This is a genomic window from Borborobacter arsenicus (assembly GCF_003934165.1).
GTDB classification, from domain to species: Bacteria; Pseudomonadota; Alphaproteobacteria; order Rhizobiales; family Rhizobiaceae; genus Pseudaminobacter; species Pseudaminobacter arsenicus.
This window is the reverse complement of the sequence record NZ_RKST01000006.1, coordinates 259646-278340: the sequence shown is the minus strand read 5'-3', so window position 1 is coordinate 278340 and position 18695 is coordinate 259646. Positions and strand designations below refer to the sequence as shown.

Annotated in this window: 12 protein-coding genes and 1 riboswitch; of the genes, 7 read left to right on the top strand and 5 right to left on the bottom strand. The window is 62.7% G+C overall.

Annotation, left to right across the window (positions count from 1 at the left end):
* Position 1: 1 nt before the first annotated feature.
* Positions 2-1891, bottom strand: a complete 1890-nt coding sequence (locus tag EET67_RS11985) for a TonB-dependent receptor domain-containing protein (protein ID WP_128626406.1) — start codon at positions 1889-1891, stop codon at positions 2-4.
* A gap of 161 nt (positions 1892-2052) precedes the next feature.
* Positions 2053-2255: riboswitch (cobalamin riboswitch) on the bottom strand.
* Between the two features lie 187 nt (positions 2256-2442).
* Here EET67_RS11985 and EET67_RS11980 point away from each other — a divergent pair.
* Positions 2443-3435 carry an adenosine kinase gene (locus EET67_RS11980; protein ID WP_128626405.1) on the top strand — a complete coding sequence of 331 codons (993 nt, stop codon included), beginning with the start codon at positions 2443-2445 and terminating at the stop codon, positions 3433-3435.
* Positions 3436-3439: 4 nt separating this feature from the next.
* Here the strand turns inward: EET67_RS11980 and EET67_RS11975 are convergent, their stop codons facing one another.
* Positions 3440-5725: an NADP-dependent malic enzyme gene (locus EET67_RS11975; RefSeq protein WP_128626404.1), complete on the bottom strand. Its 2286-nt coding sequence runs from the start codon at positions 5723-5725 to the stop codon at positions 3440-3442.
* A 103-nt stretch (positions 5726-5828) separates the two neighbouring features.
* On the opposite strand from EET67_RS11975, the gene mutS reads away from it, so the two are divergent.
* Positions 5829-8600 (top strand): DNA mismatch repair protein MutS, encoded by a 2772-nt coding sequence (mutS, locus tag EET67_RS11970; RefSeq protein WP_425359522.1) that lies wholly within the window; start codon positions 5829-5831, stop codon positions 8598-8600.
* 90 nt (positions 8601-8690) lie between these two features.
* Here mutS and EET67_RS11965 read toward each other — a convergent pair whose 3' ends face one another.
* On the bottom strand, positions 8691-9662 hold the full coding sequence (locus EET67_RS11965; RefSeq protein WP_128626403.1) for a small ribosomal subunit Rsm22 family protein: 972 nt from the start codon (positions 9660-9662) through the stop codon (positions 8691-8693).
* 18 nt (positions 9663-9680) lie between these two features.
* The gene (locus tag EET67_RS11960; RefSeq protein ID WP_128626402.1) at positions 9681-10943 is read right to left on the bottom strand and encodes an Hsp70 family protein; all 1263 of its coding nucleotides are present in this window, start codon (positions 10941-10943) and stop codon (positions 9681-9683) included.
* Positions 10944-11145: 202 nt separating this feature from the next.
* On the opposite strand from EET67_RS11960, the gene EET67_RS11955 reads away from it, so the two are divergent.
* The 5 genes from EET67_RS11955 (at position 11146) to EET67_RS11935 (ending at position 17975) form a co-directional block, all read left to right on the top strand.
* Positions 11146-13959 carry a [protein-PII] uridylyltransferase gene (locus EET67_RS11955; RefSeq protein WP_128626401.1) on the top strand — a complete coding sequence of 938 codons (2814 nt, stop codon included), beginning with the start codon at positions 11146-11148 and terminating at the stop codon, positions 13957-13959.
* A gap of 15 nt (positions 13960-13974) precedes the next feature.
* Complete coding sequence (murJ, locus tag EET67_RS11950) at positions 13975-15576, top strand: murein biosynthesis integral membrane protein MurJ (RefSeq protein WP_128626400.1); 1602 nt, start codon at positions 13975-13977, stop codon at positions 15574-15576.
* A gap of 91 nt (positions 15577-15667) precedes the next feature.
* Positions 15668-16732 (top strand): tryptophan--tRNA ligase, encoded by a 1065-nt coding sequence (trpS, locus tag EET67_RS11945; protein WP_128626399.1) that lies wholly within the window; start codon positions 15668-15670, stop codon positions 16730-16732.
* Between the two features lie 86 nt (positions 16733-16818).
* Entirely contained in the window at positions 16819-17310 is a 492-nt protein-coding gene (locus EET67_RS11940; protein WP_128626398.1) for a universal stress protein, read from the top strand.
* A gap of 89 nt (positions 17311-17399) precedes the next feature.
* Entirely contained in the window at positions 17400-17975 is a 576-nt protein-coding gene (locus EET67_RS11935) for a NifU family protein (protein WP_128626397.1), read from the top strand.
* 113 nt (positions 17976-18088) lie between these two features.
* On the opposite strand, the gene EET67_RS11930 is transcribed toward EET67_RS11935, so the two are convergent.
* Positions 18089-18655, bottom strand: coding sequence for an ActR/PrrA/RegA family redox response regulator transcription factor (locus tag EET67_RS11930; RefSeq protein ID WP_128626396.1), 567 nt, complete (start codon positions 18653-18655; stop codon positions 18089-18091).
* Between the last annotated feature and the right edge of the window lie 40 nt (positions 18656-18695).

Below are 18695 nucleotides of genomic sequence, written 5' to 3'. Positions count from 1 at the left end.
GTCAGAAGCTCCGTGAGAAGCTCAGATTGAACGTGCGGCCGGGAGAACGGAAGCCGTTCGAGGTTGAATATTGTTCGTCGAACACATTCTCGACTGCCAGCTTCAGCTCTGACCGCTCGTCGAAGGCATAGGATGCCCGCAGGTCGACCGTCGTATAGGCCGGCAGCTTGACTGTGTTGAAGTCATTGGTGAAGCGGCTGCCCGTATAGACGACTGCGGCCCCGAGAGCGAGTTCCTCGGTCGCCTGGAATTCCAGCTCTGCAGCCGCCTTGAAACGGTACTGATAGGGAATGTCGAAACCGCTTGTGCGGTTTTTCGGATCGCGGATGTCGATCGAGGCGCGCCCCGACAGGCTATCATTGAATCGGTGGCCCAACGTGGCTTCGAATCCGGTAATCATAGCGCGCTCGATATTCGACGGCAGCCAGACTTCCGGCCTGACTTCGCCCCAGTTGATCTGGTTTCGGATCAGTGTCCGATAGAGCGCCAGATCAAGGCTGGTGGCTTCGGTGGGTTGCCAGTTCAAGCCGACCTCGTAAGAGCGCGATTCCTCCGGCAACAGGTTCGGATTGCCCATGAAGGGATAGTAGAGCTCATTGAAGGTCGGTGCCCGGAACCCGGTGGCGAATGAGGAGCGGGCGACCAGTCCCGGCACGAATTCATAGCTCGCGCCGATATTGTAGGTGGTGGCGCCACCGAACTGGTCATTGTGATCATAGCGCAGGCCCGTATCGACGGTGAGCACCTCATATTCGAATGAATATTGGCCGAATACCGCGGCCAGGTCGCGGTCGGTCACGTCATAGGGCAGGCCGAAGACCGAACTCCCATCGACGCTCTCACGATAGGCTTCCACGCCGCCGGTCACCACATGGCGAGCCTTCTCGGTTTCGAAGGTCTTTTGCGTGGAAGCGAAGATGCCGTAGCGCAGCGTGTCGAAAATGTCTCCCTGCACGTCGCCGCGGAAATTGATCGACTTGTCGACCGAGCTCGTCAGCTCGAGCGTCGAGGACCAGCTTTCCGAATGGTCGACGCGCGCGCCGATCTTTCCGGCGAAATTGTCGGTGTCGGACTCGTTTGGAGCCGGAGGCCGCTGATCATACTGATTGCGCCCGCGCGCATAGAGCCCGTCGGCATAGAGACGGCCCCAGTCGAATTCCTTCGACAGAGCGAAGTTCAGCGAGCCCTGCCGAAAGCCATCCTCATCGAGCTCATCACTGCGAGTGGTAAAGTCGTAGCCGCGCGTGCCGAACAGGCTGCCGCCCAGAGAATAGTCCACCCCGTCGGCGGTGCGGCCGCCGACATTGCCGGAGACATATCCACCCCAGGGATGCATCACGCCGGCGGTCAACGTACCGCAAGCGGCATTGCCATTGTCGCAGGCACCGCCCTGCCTGGTGATGATGTTGATGATGCCGCCGATGGCGTCGGCACCGTATTGCGCCGAATGCCCGCCCTTGGCGATTTCGATGCGCTCGATGGAGGCAAGTGGAATGGCCGAGATCGCTGTGGTGCCGAGCGTGGCGGAGCTTGCGCGAACACCGTTGATGAGCACGAGCGTCTGTCTTGGCGACGTTCCGCGCAGCGATACGCTGGAATCGGCACCAAAGCCGCCATTGGTCCTTACGGAGACGCCCGCATAGGTCTTCAGTAGCGATGGCAGGTCGGCGGCAGCCGATTTTTCGATTTCCTGTTCGCCGATGACCGTCACGGATGACGTGCTCCTCGCCAGTGCCGATTCGCGCCGCAAAGGAGTGGTTACCGTTATCTGGTTCAGCTGGATCGTCGCATCATCGCTTTCCTGGGCGGATGCAGGTGCCAGAGATATGAGTAGCGCGGCGGCACCGGCTGCCAGAGCCACGATGCCTGCGCGTAAAACTCCTGTCGTCATTCATCCCTCCGTTTGGCCTGAGGCGTATCGCCGGCCAAGCCATTAAAAACCGCGGATCGGAAGGATTGCGGGGCACTGAGCCCCTGAGCCATTCGAACGCGCGGCAACACATTTGTGTCACCGCTACGGACGGCCGCGCCTGAGCACCCCTCGTGCCCGGGCATGGGTGACCGGAAAAGGCAGGTCTCCTGACTTCCGTGTCATTGCCTGCTTCTGTCTTCCCGACCCGCAAACGGGTCAGTGACTTGGGTGAAGCGGCTCAACGGTTACAGTTGCGGGGGCAGTCACGGATTCGGCCGACCGATCGACCTCACCATGTTCCCTTTTCATTCGCCGAGGCGAAACCAATTCCGGCGACAGGATTAGCGATGGTTTCGGATGGCGTCAATCATCGGTTGCGGAGGCTGTCGGGACAGGCTTGTTCAGGGGCGTTTTCCCGCATAGCGCGGCAAACGGGAAGGCAGGCGTCCAAATTCCTTGCAAGAAGCCGTTGCAAACGGCTAGACCGCTGGCGATTTGATCGCGCGACCAGCCTTTGCCTGCGGGGATTCATGACCAAATATGACGTGCTTTGTATCGGCAACGCTATCGTCGACATCATCGCCCAGTGCGACGAAGCGTTCCTGCGCGACAACGCCATCATCAAGGGCGCCATGAACCTGATCGATGCCGAGCGCGCCGAACTGCTCTACAGCCATATGGGTCCGGCGATCGAGGCCTCGGGCGGCAGCGCTGGCAACACGGCGGCGGGCGTCGCCAGCTTCGGTGGTCGCGCCGCCTTCTTCGGCAAGGTGTCGCAAGATCATCTCGGCGACATCTACACGCATGACATCCGCGCGCAGGGTGTGGCGTTCGACACCAGGCCGCTTGCCGGCAACCCGCCGACGGCGCGCTCGATGATCTTCGTCACGCCCGATGGCGAGCGCTCGATGAACACCTATCTCGGCGCCTGCGTCGAACTCGGGCCGGAGGATGTCGAGGCCGACAAGGCGCGCGCGGCCAAGGTCACCTATTTCGAGGGCTATCTGTGGGACCCGCCGCGGGCGAAGGAAGCGATCCTGCTGGCCGCCCGGCATGCGCATGAAGCCGGACGGGAAGTCTCGATGACGCTGTCCGACCCCTTCTGCGTCGACCGCTATCGCGGCGAATTCCTTGACCTCATGCGCAGCCGCACCGTCGATATCGTCTTTGCCAATGAAAGCGAGCTGAAATCGCTCTACCAGACGGAGTCGTTCGAACAGGCGCTGGAGCTTGTCCGCAAGGATTGCAGCATCGCCGCTGTCACACGTTCCGAACGCGGTTCGGTTATCGTGAAGGGCGACGAAACCGTCGCCGTCGATGCAATCGAGATCGACAAGCTTGTCGATACGACGGGTGCCGGCGACCTTTATGCCGCCGGCTTCCTGTTCGGCTATACGGCAGGCCGCAGCCTTGTGGATTGCGGCCGGCTGGGGTCGCTTGCCGCAGGCCTGGTCATCCAGCAGATTGGGCCGCGTCCGCGTGAAAACTTGCGCGAGGCCGCCGGGCAGGCCGGCTTGTTGTAGCGTATTACGTGTCGGCGCTATAGGCGGCGATCACCGCCATATTGACGATGTCGCTGTCCTTTGCGTTGAGCGGAACGATCTGCACCGGCTTGTTGAGGCCGACCAGCAGCGGGCCGATCACGGTCGATCCGCCGAGTTCCTGCAGGAGCTTGGTCGAGATTGAGGCCGAGTGATAGGCCGGCATCACCAGCACGTTCGCCGGCCCGGAGAGACGGCAGAACGGATATTGCTGCATAATGCGCGGATTTAGCGCCACATCGGCGGCCATCTCGCCGTCATATTCGAAATCGACGCGGCGCTTGTCCAATATCTTCACCGCTTCCTGGATGCGCTCGGAGCGCTCGCCGGCCGGATGGCCGAAGGTCGAATAGGCGAGCATGGCAACACGCGGCTCATAGCCCATGCGGCGCGCGAAGCCTGCGACCTCCTCGGCGATGTCGGCGATCTCGACCGCATCGGGCATGTCATGGACGGCGGTGTCGGCGATGATCACGGTGCGTCCACGGCACAGCGCGATCGATACGCCGATGACGCTGTGGCCGGGCCGTGCGTCGATCACCCGGCGGACATCTTCCAGCACGGTGGAATAGTTGCGCGTCACGCCGGTGACCACGGCATCGGCATCGCCGAGCGCCACCATTGTGGCAGCGAAGTGGTTGCGGTCGGTATTGATCAGCCGCTGGCAGTCGCGGAACAGGAAGCCCTTGCGCTGCAGCCGTTCATAGAGATAGTCCGCGTAGATGGCATTGCGGCGTGAAAGCCTTGCATTGATGATCTCGATGCCGGGCTTGTTGATGTCGATGCCGGCATTGCGGGCGTTTTCCTTGATGATCTCGTCGCGTCCCACCAGGATCGCGGTGCCGAGTTCCTGATTGGCATAGGACACGGCCGCCCGCATCACCTGCTCTTCCTCGCCCTCGGCGAACACCACCCGCTTGGGGTGGCGGCGAACGCGATCATAGATCCGCTGCAGGGTGGAGGCGATCGGGTCGCGACGGGCCGACAGCTCGTTGGCATATTTGCCGAGATCGAGGATCGGCCTTTGCGCGACGCCCGAATCCATCGCCGCCTTGGCGACGGCGAGCGGAACGGCGGCGATCAGGCGTGGATCGAACGGCACCGGAATGATGTAGTTGGGGCCGAATTTCGGCCGGCTGCCGCGATAGGCGGCGGCGACGTCGTCGGGCACGTCCTGCCGGGCAAGGGCGGCCAGCGCCTGCGCGGCGGCGATCTTCATTTCATCATTGATGGTGGTTGCCCGCACGTCGAGCGCGCCGCGAAAGATGTAGGGGAAGCCGAGCACATTGTTGACCTGGTTCGGATAATCCGAGCGGCCGGTCGCCATGATGGCATCGGTGCGGATGTCGGCCACTTCCTCGGGCGTGATCTCCGGGTCGGGATTGGCCATGGCGAAGATGATCGGGTTCTTCGCCATGGATCGCACCATGGCAGATGTCAGTGCTCCCTTGGCCGAAACGCCGAAAAAGACGTCGGCCCCATCCATCGCCTCGGCCAGCGTGCGTTTTTCGGTCTTGACGGCATGGGCCGATTTCCACTGGTTCATGCCCTCCGTGCGGCCCTGATAGACCACGCCCTTGGTGTCGCACAGGATGATGTTTTCGGGCGAAAAGCCCATCGCCTTCGCCAGTTCGATACAGGCGATGCCGGCCGAGCCGGCGCCGTTGCAGACCAGCCGCGTCGTCTTCATGTCGCGGCCGGTGATCTCCAGCGCATTGATCAGTCCGGCAGCGGCGATGATCGCCGTTCCGTGCTGGTCGTCGTGAAACACCGGAATGTCCATCAGTTCGCGCAGGCGTTGCTCGATGATGAAGCATTCCGGCGCCTTTATATCCTCCAGATTGATGCCGCCGAAGGACGGTCCGAGATAGCGCACGCAATTGATGAATTCGTCGACATTCTCGGTGTCGACTTCCAGATCGATGGAATCGACATCGGCAAAGCGCTTGAACAGCACCGCCTTGCCTTCCATCACCGGCTTGGAGGCAAGCGCGCCGAGATTGCCGAGCCCGAGGATCGACGTGCCGTTGCTGATGACGGCGACCATATTGCCGCGCGATGTATAGTCGAAGGCGCGGCTCGGATCGTCGGCGATGGCCAGAACCGGCGCGGCTACCCCCGGCGAATAGGCCAGCGACAGGTCACGTTGTGTCGCCATCGGCTTGGTGGGGTTGATTTCGAGCTTGCCCGGCCTGCCGGCGGCGTGGAACTCGAGCGCCTCCTGGGTGCTGACGGAAGGACCGAGATTTTCAGGTTTGTTGCCGGATGCCATGCTTTGCGTTTCCTCGCCTGACGCAGTCTATTTTTGTGGACCGTTCGGCATTAAGGCTACACTCCGACGCTGTAAATCGCCAATCAGGGCGGGGCTCTTCTTTTTGGACGATACATTGAACGACGAAACACCGATCCACATCGAGAACAGTTCCCCGGCGCAGCCGGCCGCGGCCGCCACGCCGATGATGGAGCAGTATATCGAGATCAAGGCGGCGAACCCCGATTCGCTGCTGTTCTATCGCATGGGCGATTTCTACGAATTGTTCTTCGACGATGCCGAAGTTGCCTCGCGCGCGCTCGGTATCGTGCTCACCAAGCGGGGCAAGCATCAGGGCCATGACATTCCGATGTGCGGCGTGCCGGTCCATGCCGCCGACGATTATCTGCAGAAGCTGATTGCCCTTGGCCATCGCGTCGCCGTCTGCGAGCAGATCGAGGACCCGGCCGAAGCCAGGAAACGCGGCTCGAAATCGGTGGTGAAGCGCGATGTCATCCGGCTGGTCACGCCCGGTACCATCACCGAGGACAAACTGCTGGCGCCGTCGGAATCGAATTTCCTGATGGCGCTGGGGCGGGTCAAGGGTGGTGCGGATACAAGAGCCGGGGAGCGCGTCAGCGCGACAGGCAACCAGACAAGTTACGCGCTGGCCTGGATCGAGCTTTCGACCGGTATTTTCCGGGTGGCCGAAACCAGCGCCGACAATCTGCTGGCAGACATCTTCCGGGTCGATCCGCGCGAACTGATCCTGGCCGAGCCGGTGTTCCGTGATGAGGAGCTGAAGCCGGTATTCGATCTCATCGGCCAGGTGGCGAGCCCGCAGCCGCCGAGCCTGTTCGATTCAGCTTCGGCGCCTTCCCGCATCGCCCGGTTCTACGAAGTGGCGACGCCCGACAGTTTCGGCACCTTCTCACGCGCTGAACTGTCAGCAATCTCCGGCGTCATCGCCTATGTCGAAAAGACGCAAAAGGCCGAACGGCCACCACTGTCGCGACCGGAGCGCGAGCAGGCCGGCACGACGCTGTTCATCGATCCGGCGACGCGGACCAATCTGGAACTGCTGCGAAGCACGGATGGCGGACGCGACGGCTCGCTGTTCAGCGCCATCGACCGCACGGTGACTGGGGCGGGCGCCCGCCTCTTGGCCGACCGACTAATGTCGCCGCTGACCGACCCCAAGGCGATCAACCGGAGGCTCGATGCGGTCGCGTTCTTTCTTACCGAGCGGCGGCTTGGCGAGGCACTGCGCGCCTGTCTCAAGGGCGTGGCCGATATGCCGCGCGCTCTGACGCGGCTCGCGCTCAACCGGGGTGGTCCGCGCGACCTTGGCGCGTTGCGCTCCGGCTTCGAGGCGGCCGTGGCGCTCAGGACGCTGTTTGCCGATGCGATCGTGCCGGCGGAGGTGAAGGAGGCGCTGGAAGCTATCTCGGCGCTGCCGATCCGCTTTGCCGATCAATTGACGGCAGCTCTGGCCGACGACCTGCCGCTGCTGAAACGCGATGGCGGCTTCGTGCGGGCGGGATACCATGCCGAACTCGACGAAATGCGGGCGCTGCGCGACGAATCGCGCCGCGTCATCGCTGGCATGGAGCGTGAGCTGGTCGAGGAGACGGGTATCCGTTCGCTGAAGATAAGGCACAACAATGTGCTCGGCTATTATATCGAGGTGACCGCCAATCATCAGGCGGTCATGACCGGCACCGATGAAGCCAAGGCGCGTTTCATCCACCGCCAGACCATGGCCAACGCCATGCGCTTCACCACGACCGAACTGGCGGAGATGGAGACGAAGATCGCCAATGCGGCCGAGCGGGCGCTGGCCATCGAACTTGCCACTTTCGATGCGCTGGTTGCCGAAGCTGTGGGCCATGCCGACACGATCCGTGCCGGAGCATTGGCGCTGGCGATGCTCGATGTGGCTTCAAGTCTCGCCGTGCTTGCCTCGGCCGAGGCCTGGCGTCGGCCGGTGGTCGATGACAGCCTTGCTTTCGAGATTGTCGGCGGGCGCCACCCGGTGGTCGAGCAGGCGCTGCGCCGCGCCGCCGCCAATGGCTTCGTCGCCAATGATTGCGACCTGTCGCCGGAGAACGGCGCCAAGGCCGGGGCGATCTGGCTTTTGACCGGCCCGAATATGGGCGGCAAGTCGACCTTCCTGCGCCAGAACGCACTGATCGCCATCCTCGCCCAGATGGGCTCTTATGTGCCGGCGGCATCGGCGCGCATCGGCGTGGTCGATCGGCTGTTTTCCCGTGTCGGCGCCTCCGACGATCTGGCGCGTGGACGCTCCACCTTCATGGTCGAAATGGTCGAGACGGCGGCAATCCTCAACCAGGCAGGCGAGCGCTCGCTGGTCATTCTGGACGAGATCGGGCGCGGCACGGCGACCTTCGACGGACTGTCGATTGCCTGGGCGGCGGTGGAATATCTGCACGAGAAGAACTGCTGCCGGGCAATCTTCGCCACCCATTTCCATGAGATGACCGCCCTTGCCGGCAAGCTGGAACGACTGCACAACGTCACCATGCGGGTCAAGGAGTGGGAGGGTGACGTGGTCTTCCTGCATGAGGTCGGCAAGGGCGCGGCGGATCGCTCCTATGGCGTGCAGGTGGCCCGGCTGGCAGGCCTCCCCGACGCTGTGGTGCAGCGGGCGAAGGACGTGCTGCACCAGCTCGAGGCCGGCGAGACATCCGGCAAGGCCGATCGCCTCGTCGACGATCTGCCGCTGTTTTCAGCGATGGTACGCAGGGAGCCGCCGAAGCCCGCCGCCAATGACGCGCTCGGCGGGGCGCTTTCTGCCCTCAATCTCGATGAGATGACACCGCGCGAGGCACTGGAAGCGCTCTACCGGCTGAAGGAGATAGTCGCGAAGGGGTAGCTCTTTACCAAAGAGATGCTTTGGCAAAACCGGCGCCCTACGTTGCCAGAGGGGGTGCGAAGGAACGAAGGCCGTGCAAGGTTCCGCCCCTCACTCCACCCACATCGCATCGCCCCAATCGAGCCGTTTCGCAGCCTTGAAGGCCGCGCCGTCGCGCCGACTGAAGACGTGTTCTCCGACCGCACCGCCGGCATCGCAGAGCTTGAGCCGGACCACGCCGCTGGACGTTTGCGGGGTGCCGAGCACACGCCCGGTTGGCCTCTCGCCCGGTGTTCTGGACGCTGCCAGGAATATGTATTTCTCGTCCTCCCACGGCACCTCGCCCCCCTTGGCCAACCGGTGCAGCCGCGAGCGGGCGACGCGGCGCGAAAAGTGACACCAGTCAGGAGCGGCAAGCGGACAATCCTGCTGATGCGGGCAGGGGGCGAGGATCTGTGCCCCGGCCCGGATAAGGCGCGAACGCGCGCGCAGGATGCGCTGCCAGCCGGCCGTCGTGCCGGGCTCGACAATGAGCAGGATACCGCCGGTCAGGCTCCAGAGCCGGTCGACCAGCGGCTCGATTTCATCGGGGGCGATCTCGTCCAGCACATAGGCGAGCGTGACAAGATCGGCCGGCTGCAGGTCGGGGAATTTGCTGGTGACATCGCCGGGGCAATAGCTTGCGGCGACGGGGGCGGCATGGCGGGCAAGCGTGCTGCCGACGGCGCGGATCGCCGGGCTCGCCTCGACCATCACCGCCAGCCCGAGGCTTTCCCAGCAGTCGCGCGCCGCCCAAAGCACGGTACCGGGGCCGGCGCCGATGTCGAGCAAGCTATGGGGTGAAAAATCCGGGCGGACTTCCGCCACCTTCCCGATGCTGGCGCGGACCGCCGCATAGGTTGCCGGCAGCCTCGCGGCGAGATAGGCCTTCGCCGCCATGTCGTCGGACAGATGCAGGCGACCGTCGCGTGTTTCGGCACGGTAGCGCCTGGAAAGCACATCTGCCGCCTGCTTCAGTGCCGGCAGCTTGACGCCTTCCAGAGCATGATCGACCGCCTGGCGCAGTGCGACGGGAAGTTCCATGGCCCCCTCGAACCTTTGTTACGCAGTCGCGAATTTGCGCTTCGCGTCGAGCGCCAGTCCGAGCCCGACGCTGCCGAACATATCGCCTTCGACCGCGATTGCCTTCGGGAAAAGCGCAAGGATGCTCTGCTTCAGCAGCGGTATCGCAGTCGAGCCGCCGGTGAGGAACAAGGTCGTGATTTGCTCCGGTTTGAGGCCGGCCTCGGCAACGGTCTTCGAGACGACGGCCACGACCCGCTCGACCGTGTCGTCGATGGCTTCATCGAGACCGGCGCGGGTCACCGGCAGCCTTAGCCGTTCGCCGGGAAGGCTGATGTCCATTGTCGTCTCTCGGGCGTCGGTGAGGTCGATCTTGGCTCGCTCGACCTTGGACGCGAGTGCATGGCCCTGCCTGTGGCTGACGACATCGATCATGCGTTCGACCAGTTCGGGCCGTGCCGCTTCGTAGCGGATCTGCCGCAGGTCGGTCATCGCCTTGGGCGTATAGAGCATATTGATGCGCTGCCATGTGGCGAGGTCGAAGAAGTAGCCCGCAGGCAGGTTGCGCTTGCCGTCCCTGGTCGGTGTCTTGTAGCCGAATTCAGGCATCACATGGCTGACGGAGAGCAGCTTGTCGAAATCGGTGCCGCCGATATGGATGCCGGTGCTGGCAAGGATATCTTCCCTGCGGTCGTTGGCTTGAGCGCGCTCGGGCGACACCCGGACAATGGAAAAATCGGATGTGCCGCCGCCGATATCGATGATCAGGGCCAGTTCCTCGCGTGTCACGCGCTGCTCATAATCGAGAGCGGCCGCGATCGGCTCGAACTGGAAGGCGATGTGCTTGAAGCCTTGCGCCCGCGCCGCGTTTTCGAGCTGATCCTGTGCCTCGCGGTCCGCTGTTTCGTCCTCGTCGACGAAATGCACCGGACGCCCCAGCACCACGCTTTCGACCTCCTCGCCGGCTTCTGCTTCGAGCCGGTCCTTCAGATAGCCGATGAAAGAACCGATGATATCCGTAAAGGCGATCGAGCGTGCCTTGATGCGGGTTTTCTCATGGACGAGCGACGAGCCGAGCACGCTTTTCAGGGCGCGCAGCAGCCGTCCTTCCGCATGGTCGGTATAGTCGGCGATGGCGCGCCGGCCGAAATAGGTGCCGTTGTCCTCGAAATTGTAGAAGACGGCGCTCGGCATGGTCACCTGTTCGCCTTCGAGCGCGACGAGTTTTGGGCGGCCGCCGCGGAAAATGCCGACGGTGGAGTTGGACGTGCCAAAGTCTATGCCGCCGCTGATCGGGCTCATGGTTCATTCCTCATGCGTGATTGTGGCCGTGGCGGCGGGAGAGAGGCGGTTACACAAAGCCTGGCGTGATGTCGAGGTGGCAGATTGCCTTTTATGGCGCCGCGACAATACGGGAGGGAGATTGCCGAGACGTGCGGGGCCATACCAACTGCATAAAAAACGCGCTATAGACGCCGGTCGAAACGCGAGTCTCCTAACCGGCATGGCCAAGATTCCCCTGAAGCTCGAGCGCCTGATCGACGGCGTGGCCTTGCGCCACGATCTCACCGCGTTGACGGCGGCGACAGGTGGCAATGGTTCGTCCATGGCTGTGCGCAGCGAAGTATTGAAGCTGCTCAAGGCGACGATCGCTTCGGGCAGGGGCACGGTCGAGACCATGGTGATGGAGGATGGCAGCGGCACGGCCTGCGCCTCGCGCCTTTCCCATCTCATGGATGAGATCATCCGGGCGCTTTACGATTTCGCCGTCACCCATGTCTATCGTGCCAAGAACCCCTCCGCGGCCGAACGCATGGCCATCGTGGCGGTTGGCGGCTATGGCCGCGGCACACTGGCGCCCGGTTCCGACATCGATCTCCTCTTCCTTCTGCCCTACAAGCAGACCCCATGGGGCGAGCAGATCGTCGAATATATGCTCTATATGCTGTGGGATATGGGGCTGAAAGTCGGCCACGCTACGCGCAACATCGACGAGTGCATCCGCCAGTCGCGTGCCGACATCACCATCCGAACCTCTATCCTCGAAGCGCGCTTCGTCTGGGGCGAGCGCAAGCTCTATCAGGAACTGCTGCAGCGCTTCGACCAGGAGGTGGTGAAGGACAGCGGCCCGGACTTCGTTCAGGCCAAGCTTGCCGAGCGCGACGAACGCCACGCCAAGGCCGGTGAAAGCCGCTATCTGGTCGAGCCTAACATCAAGGACGGCAAGGGCGGCCTGCGCGACCTCCAGACGCTGTTCTGGATCGGGAAATATTTCTTCCGCGTGCGCAGCGGGGCGGAACTGGTGGCGCAGGAGGTCTTCACGCGCGCCGAATACAACCAGTTCCTCAAGGCAGAGGATTTCCTGTGGGCGGTGCGCTGCCACATGCATTTCCTGACCGGCAAGGCGGAAGAACGACTGCATTTCGACATACAGCGCGAGATCGCCGAGCGGCTTGGCTATACCAGCCATCCCGGCCTGTCGGCCGTCGAGCGCTTCATGAAGCATTATTTCCTCATCGCCAAGACGGTCGGCGATCTGACGCGCATCTTCTGCGCCGGGCTGGAAGAGGAGCAGGCCAAGCATGTGCCGGGCTTCAATCGCATCTTCCGCACCTTTTCGCGTCGCCGTCGCAAGCTTGCCGGCGCGCCCGACTTCATCGTCGACAATCACCGCATCAATATCGCCGATGATGAGGTTTTCCAGCGCGATCCGGTCAATATGCTGCGCCTGTTCTGGCTCGCCGACCGCCATGGGCTGGAATTCCACCCGCATGCGTTGAAGCTTCTGACGCGATCGCTGTCGCTGGTCGACCGCAATCTGCGCCGCGACAAGACCGCCAACCGGCTGTTCCTGGACATATTGGTTTCCGACCGCAATCCCGAACTCAGTCTGCGCCGCATGAACGAGGCGGGCCTGCTCGGCAAGCTCATTCCCGATTTTGGCCGTATTGTCGCGATGATGCAGTTCAACATGTATCACCACTATACGGTCGACGAGCATCTGTTGCGCTGTATCGGCATTCTGTCCGAGATCGAGCATGGCGCGGGCGAGCGCATCCATCCGCTGTCGCATTCGCTGATGGACAGCCTGAAAAAGCGCCGCGAGGCGCTTTATGTCGCCGTGCTTCTGCACGATATCGCCAAGGGCCGGCCTGAGGACCACTCCGAGGCGGGAGCAAAAATAGCCCGGCGCATCTGTCCACATATGGGCCTTTCCAAGGTCGATACCGAGACGGTTGCCTGGCTGGTCGAGAACCATCTCGTCATGTCGATGACAGCCCAGACGCGCGATCTAAACGACCGCAAGACCATCGAGGATTTTGCTGCCATCGTCCAAACGGTCGAGCGCATGAAGCTGCTGCTGGTGCTTACCGTCTGCGATATACGCGGTGTCGGGCCGGGCGTGTGGAACGGTTGGAAGGGCCAGTTGCTGCGCACGCTATATTTCGAGACGGAGTTGCTGTTGACCGGCGGCTTTTCGGAGGCACCGCGGGCACAGCGCGCCGACCAGGCACGCCAGACACTGGCCGCAGCCCTTGCCGACTGGCCCGACGCGGTCCGCCAGCGCGTCGTTGGCCTGCATTACGAAAACTATCTCCTGGCGGTCGATCTCAAGGATCAGCTTAGCCATGCGCACTTCATTCGCGAGGCGGATGAAGCCGGCCAGAAGCTCGCTACCATGGTCAAGACGCATGAATTCGAGGCCGTGACCGAGATAACCGTGCTGGCGCAGGACCATCCACGGCTGCTTTCGGTGACAGCGGGCGCCTGTGCCGCAGCCGGCGCAAACATCGTCGATGCCCAGATATTCACGACATCGGATGGGCGTGCGCTCGACACCATCCTGATTAGCCGTGAATTCGACCGCGACGAGGATGAGCGTCGGCGTGCCGAGCGTGTCGGCAACCTGATCGAGGATGTCCTTTCCGGCAAGGCCTGGCTGCCGGAAATGATCGAGAAGCGGGCCAAGCCCAGACGGGGAGCCAAGGCGTTCCGCCGGGAGCCGCGCGTGGACATCCGCAACACGCTTTCGAACCGCTTCACCGTGATCGACGTGTCCGGATTGGACCGGCCCGGCCTGTTGTCGGAAATCACCGGCGCGCTTTCTGATCTGTCGCTCGACATCGCCTCGGCCCACATCACCACCTTCGGCGAAAAGATGATCGATACCTTCTATGTGGCCGACCTGACCGGCCAGAAGATACACGACCAGGCGAGGCTCGAAACCATCCGCGCCCGGCTGATCGCTACGCTCAAGGGCGAACCGGCGCCGCAGCGTGGCGGCAAGGCACGCTCTGCTGCCGTGGCAGCGCAATAGGATGCCGTGCCGACCATGAGCCTGATCAAGAAATTCGCCACCGTTGCGTCCGGCACGATGCTGTCGCGCATTTTCGGCTTCACGCGCGAGATGATGATGGCGGCCGCCCTTGGCACCGGGCCGGTGGCCGATGCCTTCAACGCGGCTTTCCAGTTTCCGAACACCTTCCGGCGGCTCTTTGCCGAAGGCGCCTTCAACACCGCCTTCGTGCCGCTCTTTGCCAAGGAGATCGAAGCCAACGGCACCGATGGTGCAAGGAAATTTTCCGAGGAAGTGTTCGGCGTGCTGTTCAGTGTGCTGATCCTCCTGACCATCGTGATGGAACTGGCCATGCCGCTTCTGGTCGCGACCATTATCGCGCCCGGCTTTGCACAAGACCCGGAGAAATTCGATCTGACGCGCTCGCTCGCCACGATCATGTTTCCCTATCTGATGTGCATGTCACTGGCGGCGATGATGAGCGGCATGCTCAACTCACTACGCCGCTATTTTGCGGCGGCGCTTGCACCCGTATTCCTGAATGTCATCCTGATCGCGGTTCTGGCCTATGCCTGGTATGAGGGGTTCGATGAGCTGTCGGTCGGCTATGCTATTGCCTGGGGCGTGCTGGCCGCCGGGCTGGTGCAACTGGCCATCGTCTGGGGGGCCGTGCGGCATGCGGGCATTTCGATCGGCTTCCGCCGCCCCCGCTTCACGCCCAATGTCAGGCGGCTGCTGTGGCTCGCCTTTCCGGCGGCGATCACCGGCGGCATCACCCAGATCAACACGCTGATCGGCACCGCTATCGCTTCCGGCCAGGCCAGTGCGGTGTCATCGCTCGCCTATGCCGACCGTGTCTATCAATTGCCGCTCGGCGTGGTGGGGATTGCGGTGGCGATCGTGCTGCTGCCGGAACTTGCCCGCGCGCTGAAGGCCGGCAATGCGGTGGAGGCGGCCAATCTGCAGAACCGTTCGGTCGAGTTCACGCTGTTTTTGACCCTGCCGGCGACGGCGGCCCTGCTTGTTATGGCCGAACCGATCGTGCGTGTGCTTTACGAGCGCGGCGCCTTTGCCGCGACCAACGGCACGCCGGTCGTCTCGGCCATATTGTCGGTGTTCGGCCTCGGCCTGCCAGCCTTCGTGCTGATCAAGGCGTTCACGCCCGGCTATTTCGCCCGCGAGGACACCCGCACGCCGATGGTGTTTGCGGCGATTTCGGTGGCAGTCAATATTTCTCTGGCGCTGACGCTATTTCCCTCGATGGGTGCCGTCGGCATCGCCACGGCGTCTGCGGTTGCCGGCTGGGTCAACGCCGCGCTGCTGCTGGCAATTCTGATCCGGCGCGGTCACTGGGGAACAGATATTCCGCTCCTGACCCGCATTCCGCGCCTGGTGCTGGCCGCGACGGTGATGGCGGCGTTCCTTTATTTCGCGGTCCGGTGGCTTGCCCCCTATCTGGCGGCAGAGGCGCCGATCTACACCCAGGCGGCTACGTTGGGCGCGCTGGTCTGTGCTGCCACCATCATCTATTTCGCCATCGCCTTCGCCATCGGCGGAGCCGATATCGGGATGGTTCGCCGCAGCCTCCGGCGAGGCCAGCCAAAGGCCGCACGATCCGAAATTCCGCCGCTCGAATGAACCGCCCCTTGAACGCAGGATTCCGGCGCGGTATCAGGCCCGGCATATCTCACCTCTTTACGAGGCCCTCCACCAGCTCTCGGGGAATTTCATGACCTTCAAGCCGCTCGTCTTTTCCGGCGTCCAGCCAACCGGAAACCTTCATCTCGGCAACTATCTCGGTGCTATCCGTCGCTTTGTCCTACTGCAGGACAGCCATGACTGCATCTACTGCGTGGTCGACATGCACGCCATCACCGTATGGCAGGACCCGGTAGAATTGATGCGGGCGACGCGCGAGGTGACCGCGGCGTTCCTGGCTGCCGGGATCGATCCGAAGAAGCACATCGTCTTCAACCAGAGCCGGGTCATGCAGCACGCCGAGCTTGCCTGGGTGTTCAACTGTGTCGCCCGCATGGGCTGGCTGAACCGCATGACGCAGTTCAAGGAAAAGGCCGGCAAGGACCGCGAGAATGCAAGCGTGGGGCTGTTTGCCTATCCCACGCTGATGGCGGCCGACATCCTCGTCTATCGCGCTACCCATGTGCCGGTGGGCGACGACCAGAAGCAGCATCTGGAACTGACGCGCGACATCGCCCAGAAGTTCAACAACGACTATTCGTCCCGCATTGCCGATCTTGACGTCGGCGTAGAGATGATGATGGGCGACGAAAGGGTCAACGGCTTCTTCCCGCTGACCGAGCCGCTGATCGAGGGGCCGGCGCCGCGCGTGATGTCGTTGCGCGACGGCTCCAAGAAGATGTCGAAGTCCGAACCGTCCGATCTTTCGCGCATCAATCTTACCGACGATGCCGAGACGATCTCCAAGAAGATCCGCAAAGCCAAGACCGATCCGGACGGCCTGCCGTCGGATGTGGAAGGGCTGAAAGGGCGTCCGGAAGCAGAAAACCTCGTCACCATCTATGCCGCCCTTGCCGAAAGCACCAAGGAAAGGGTGCTTGGCGAATTCGGTGGGCAGCAATTCTCGGCCTTCAAGCCGGCTCTTGCCGAACTGGCGGTCGCCAGGCTTGCCCCGATCGCCAATGAGATGCGGCGCATTTCGGCCGACCAGGCCTATGTCGACGGCGTGTTGCGCGAGGGCGGGGAGCGCGCAAGCGTGATCGCCGAGGCGACGATGAAGACGGTGCGATCCATACTCGGCCTCGTAAGCAGCTGAAGCAGGTCGCGGCATTGTGCTTGCCCAATGGGGGGCGCAAGTGGCAGATTGTGCCGGCATGAACTTGCCGGCGGCAGGGTTTTAACATGGTCTCGAAGCGTCTTATCCGGGAAGCCGGACATCGAAGGAAATTCCTGGCGATCATCGACGACACGCCCGAATGCGAGCGCGCCGTGGCCTATGCATCAAGGCGCGCCAAGAGTACGGGCGGCGTTCTGGTGCTGCTCTATGTCATCGAGCCCGGCGATTTCCAGCATTGGCTCGGCGTTGAAAAGATCATGCGCGAAGAAGCTATGGCAAATGCCAAGGCGGCATTGGACGGCTATGCCAGCAAGATCCGCGAGACGCTGGGCATCGAGCCGGAACTGGTCGTGCGGGAAGGCAAGCCGACCGAGGAACTGCATCACCTCATCGAGGAAGATCAGGATATCGCCATCCTCGTCCTTGCCGCAGGCGCCGGCAAGGAAGGGCCGGGACCGTTGGTCGCCTCTGTCGCCGGCAAGGGGGCAGCCTTTCCGATTCCGGTGACGGTGGTGCCGCAGCATCTGTCCGACGAGGATCTGGAGAGCCTGACCTAGTCTCGTTTCGCCCGTAGCGTTTTGCTTGTATTTACCGGCAACAGAGCCTATTTAGAATTATTCCAATCTACACGCACGGAGATGCGGCGATGTTCATCCAGACCGAGGCGACACCCAATCCCGCCACGTTGAAATTCCTTCCCGGCAAGGAGGTTCTCGCACAGGGAACGGCTGATTTCCGCAGCGCCGCGGAAGCGCATGAGACATCGCCCCTGGCCGGACGGCTGTTCGAGATTCCCGGCGTTACCGGCGTTTTCTTCGGCTATGACTTCATCACCGTGACCAAGGATGGGCCGGATTGGCAGCATCTGAAGCCGGCGATCCTGGGCGCCATCATGGAGCATTTCATGTCAGGCGCGCCCGTCATGGCGGCTGGCGGCCATGCAGCGGTTACCGCTGCCGATGAGAGCGGCGAATTCTATGGCGAGGCAGACAGCGAGATCGTCGCCACGATCAAGGAATTGCTCGACACGCGAGTCCGTCCGGCAGTGGCGCAGGACGGTGGCGACATCACCTTCCGCGGCTTCGAGAACGGCACTGTGTTCCTGCACATGAAAGGCTCCTGCGCCGGCTGCCCGTCATCGACGGCAACCCTGAAACACGGCATCCAGAACCTTTTGCGCCATTTCGTGCCGGAAGTTCAGCAGGTCGAACAGGTCGCCTGATCCTGACGCCTGCGTGGTCCGGAAGGCCACGCTGATTTAAGGCGGGGCAGGCGCCGTCAAGTTCGCTTAAGAAAATGCGGGAGCGGCGGTGTCCGTGCACGCGCCGCTTTTTTCTATCGCGGTGCGCGCTTGGCCAGGATGCGCTGCAGCGTGCGGCGGTGCATGTTGAGGCGGCGCGCCGTTTCCGAGACATTTCGTTCGCACATCTCATAGACGCGCTGGATATGTTCCCAACGCACCCGGTCGGCGGACATCGGGTTCTCCGGCGGTGCTGCGCGCTCGCCCTTGGTGCGGGTGAGTGCAGCAAAAACGTCATCGGCATCGGCGGGCTTGGAGAGATAGTCGACCGCGCCGAGCTTCACTGCCGTTACCGCCGTCGCGATATTGCCATAGCCGGTCAGAATGATGGTGCGCGCATCGCTGCGCTTCTCGCGGATGGCGGCAACGACGTCCAGCCCATTGCCGTCGCCAAGCCGCATGTCGACCACGGCGTAGGCGGGTGCACGGGCGCGCGCCTTGGCGACCGCTTCTTCCACGCTCTCGGCGGTCTCGACCTGGAAGCCGCGCGTTTCCATGGCGCGGGCGAGGCGGGTCAGGAACGGCTTGTCGTCATCCACGATCAGCAGCGAAGTATCGCCGCCCGTAATGCTGCCGTCCACCGTTTCAGTTTCGCCGCTCATGCGCCTCATCCTTTTGTATTTTTGCGGCGAATATAATCAC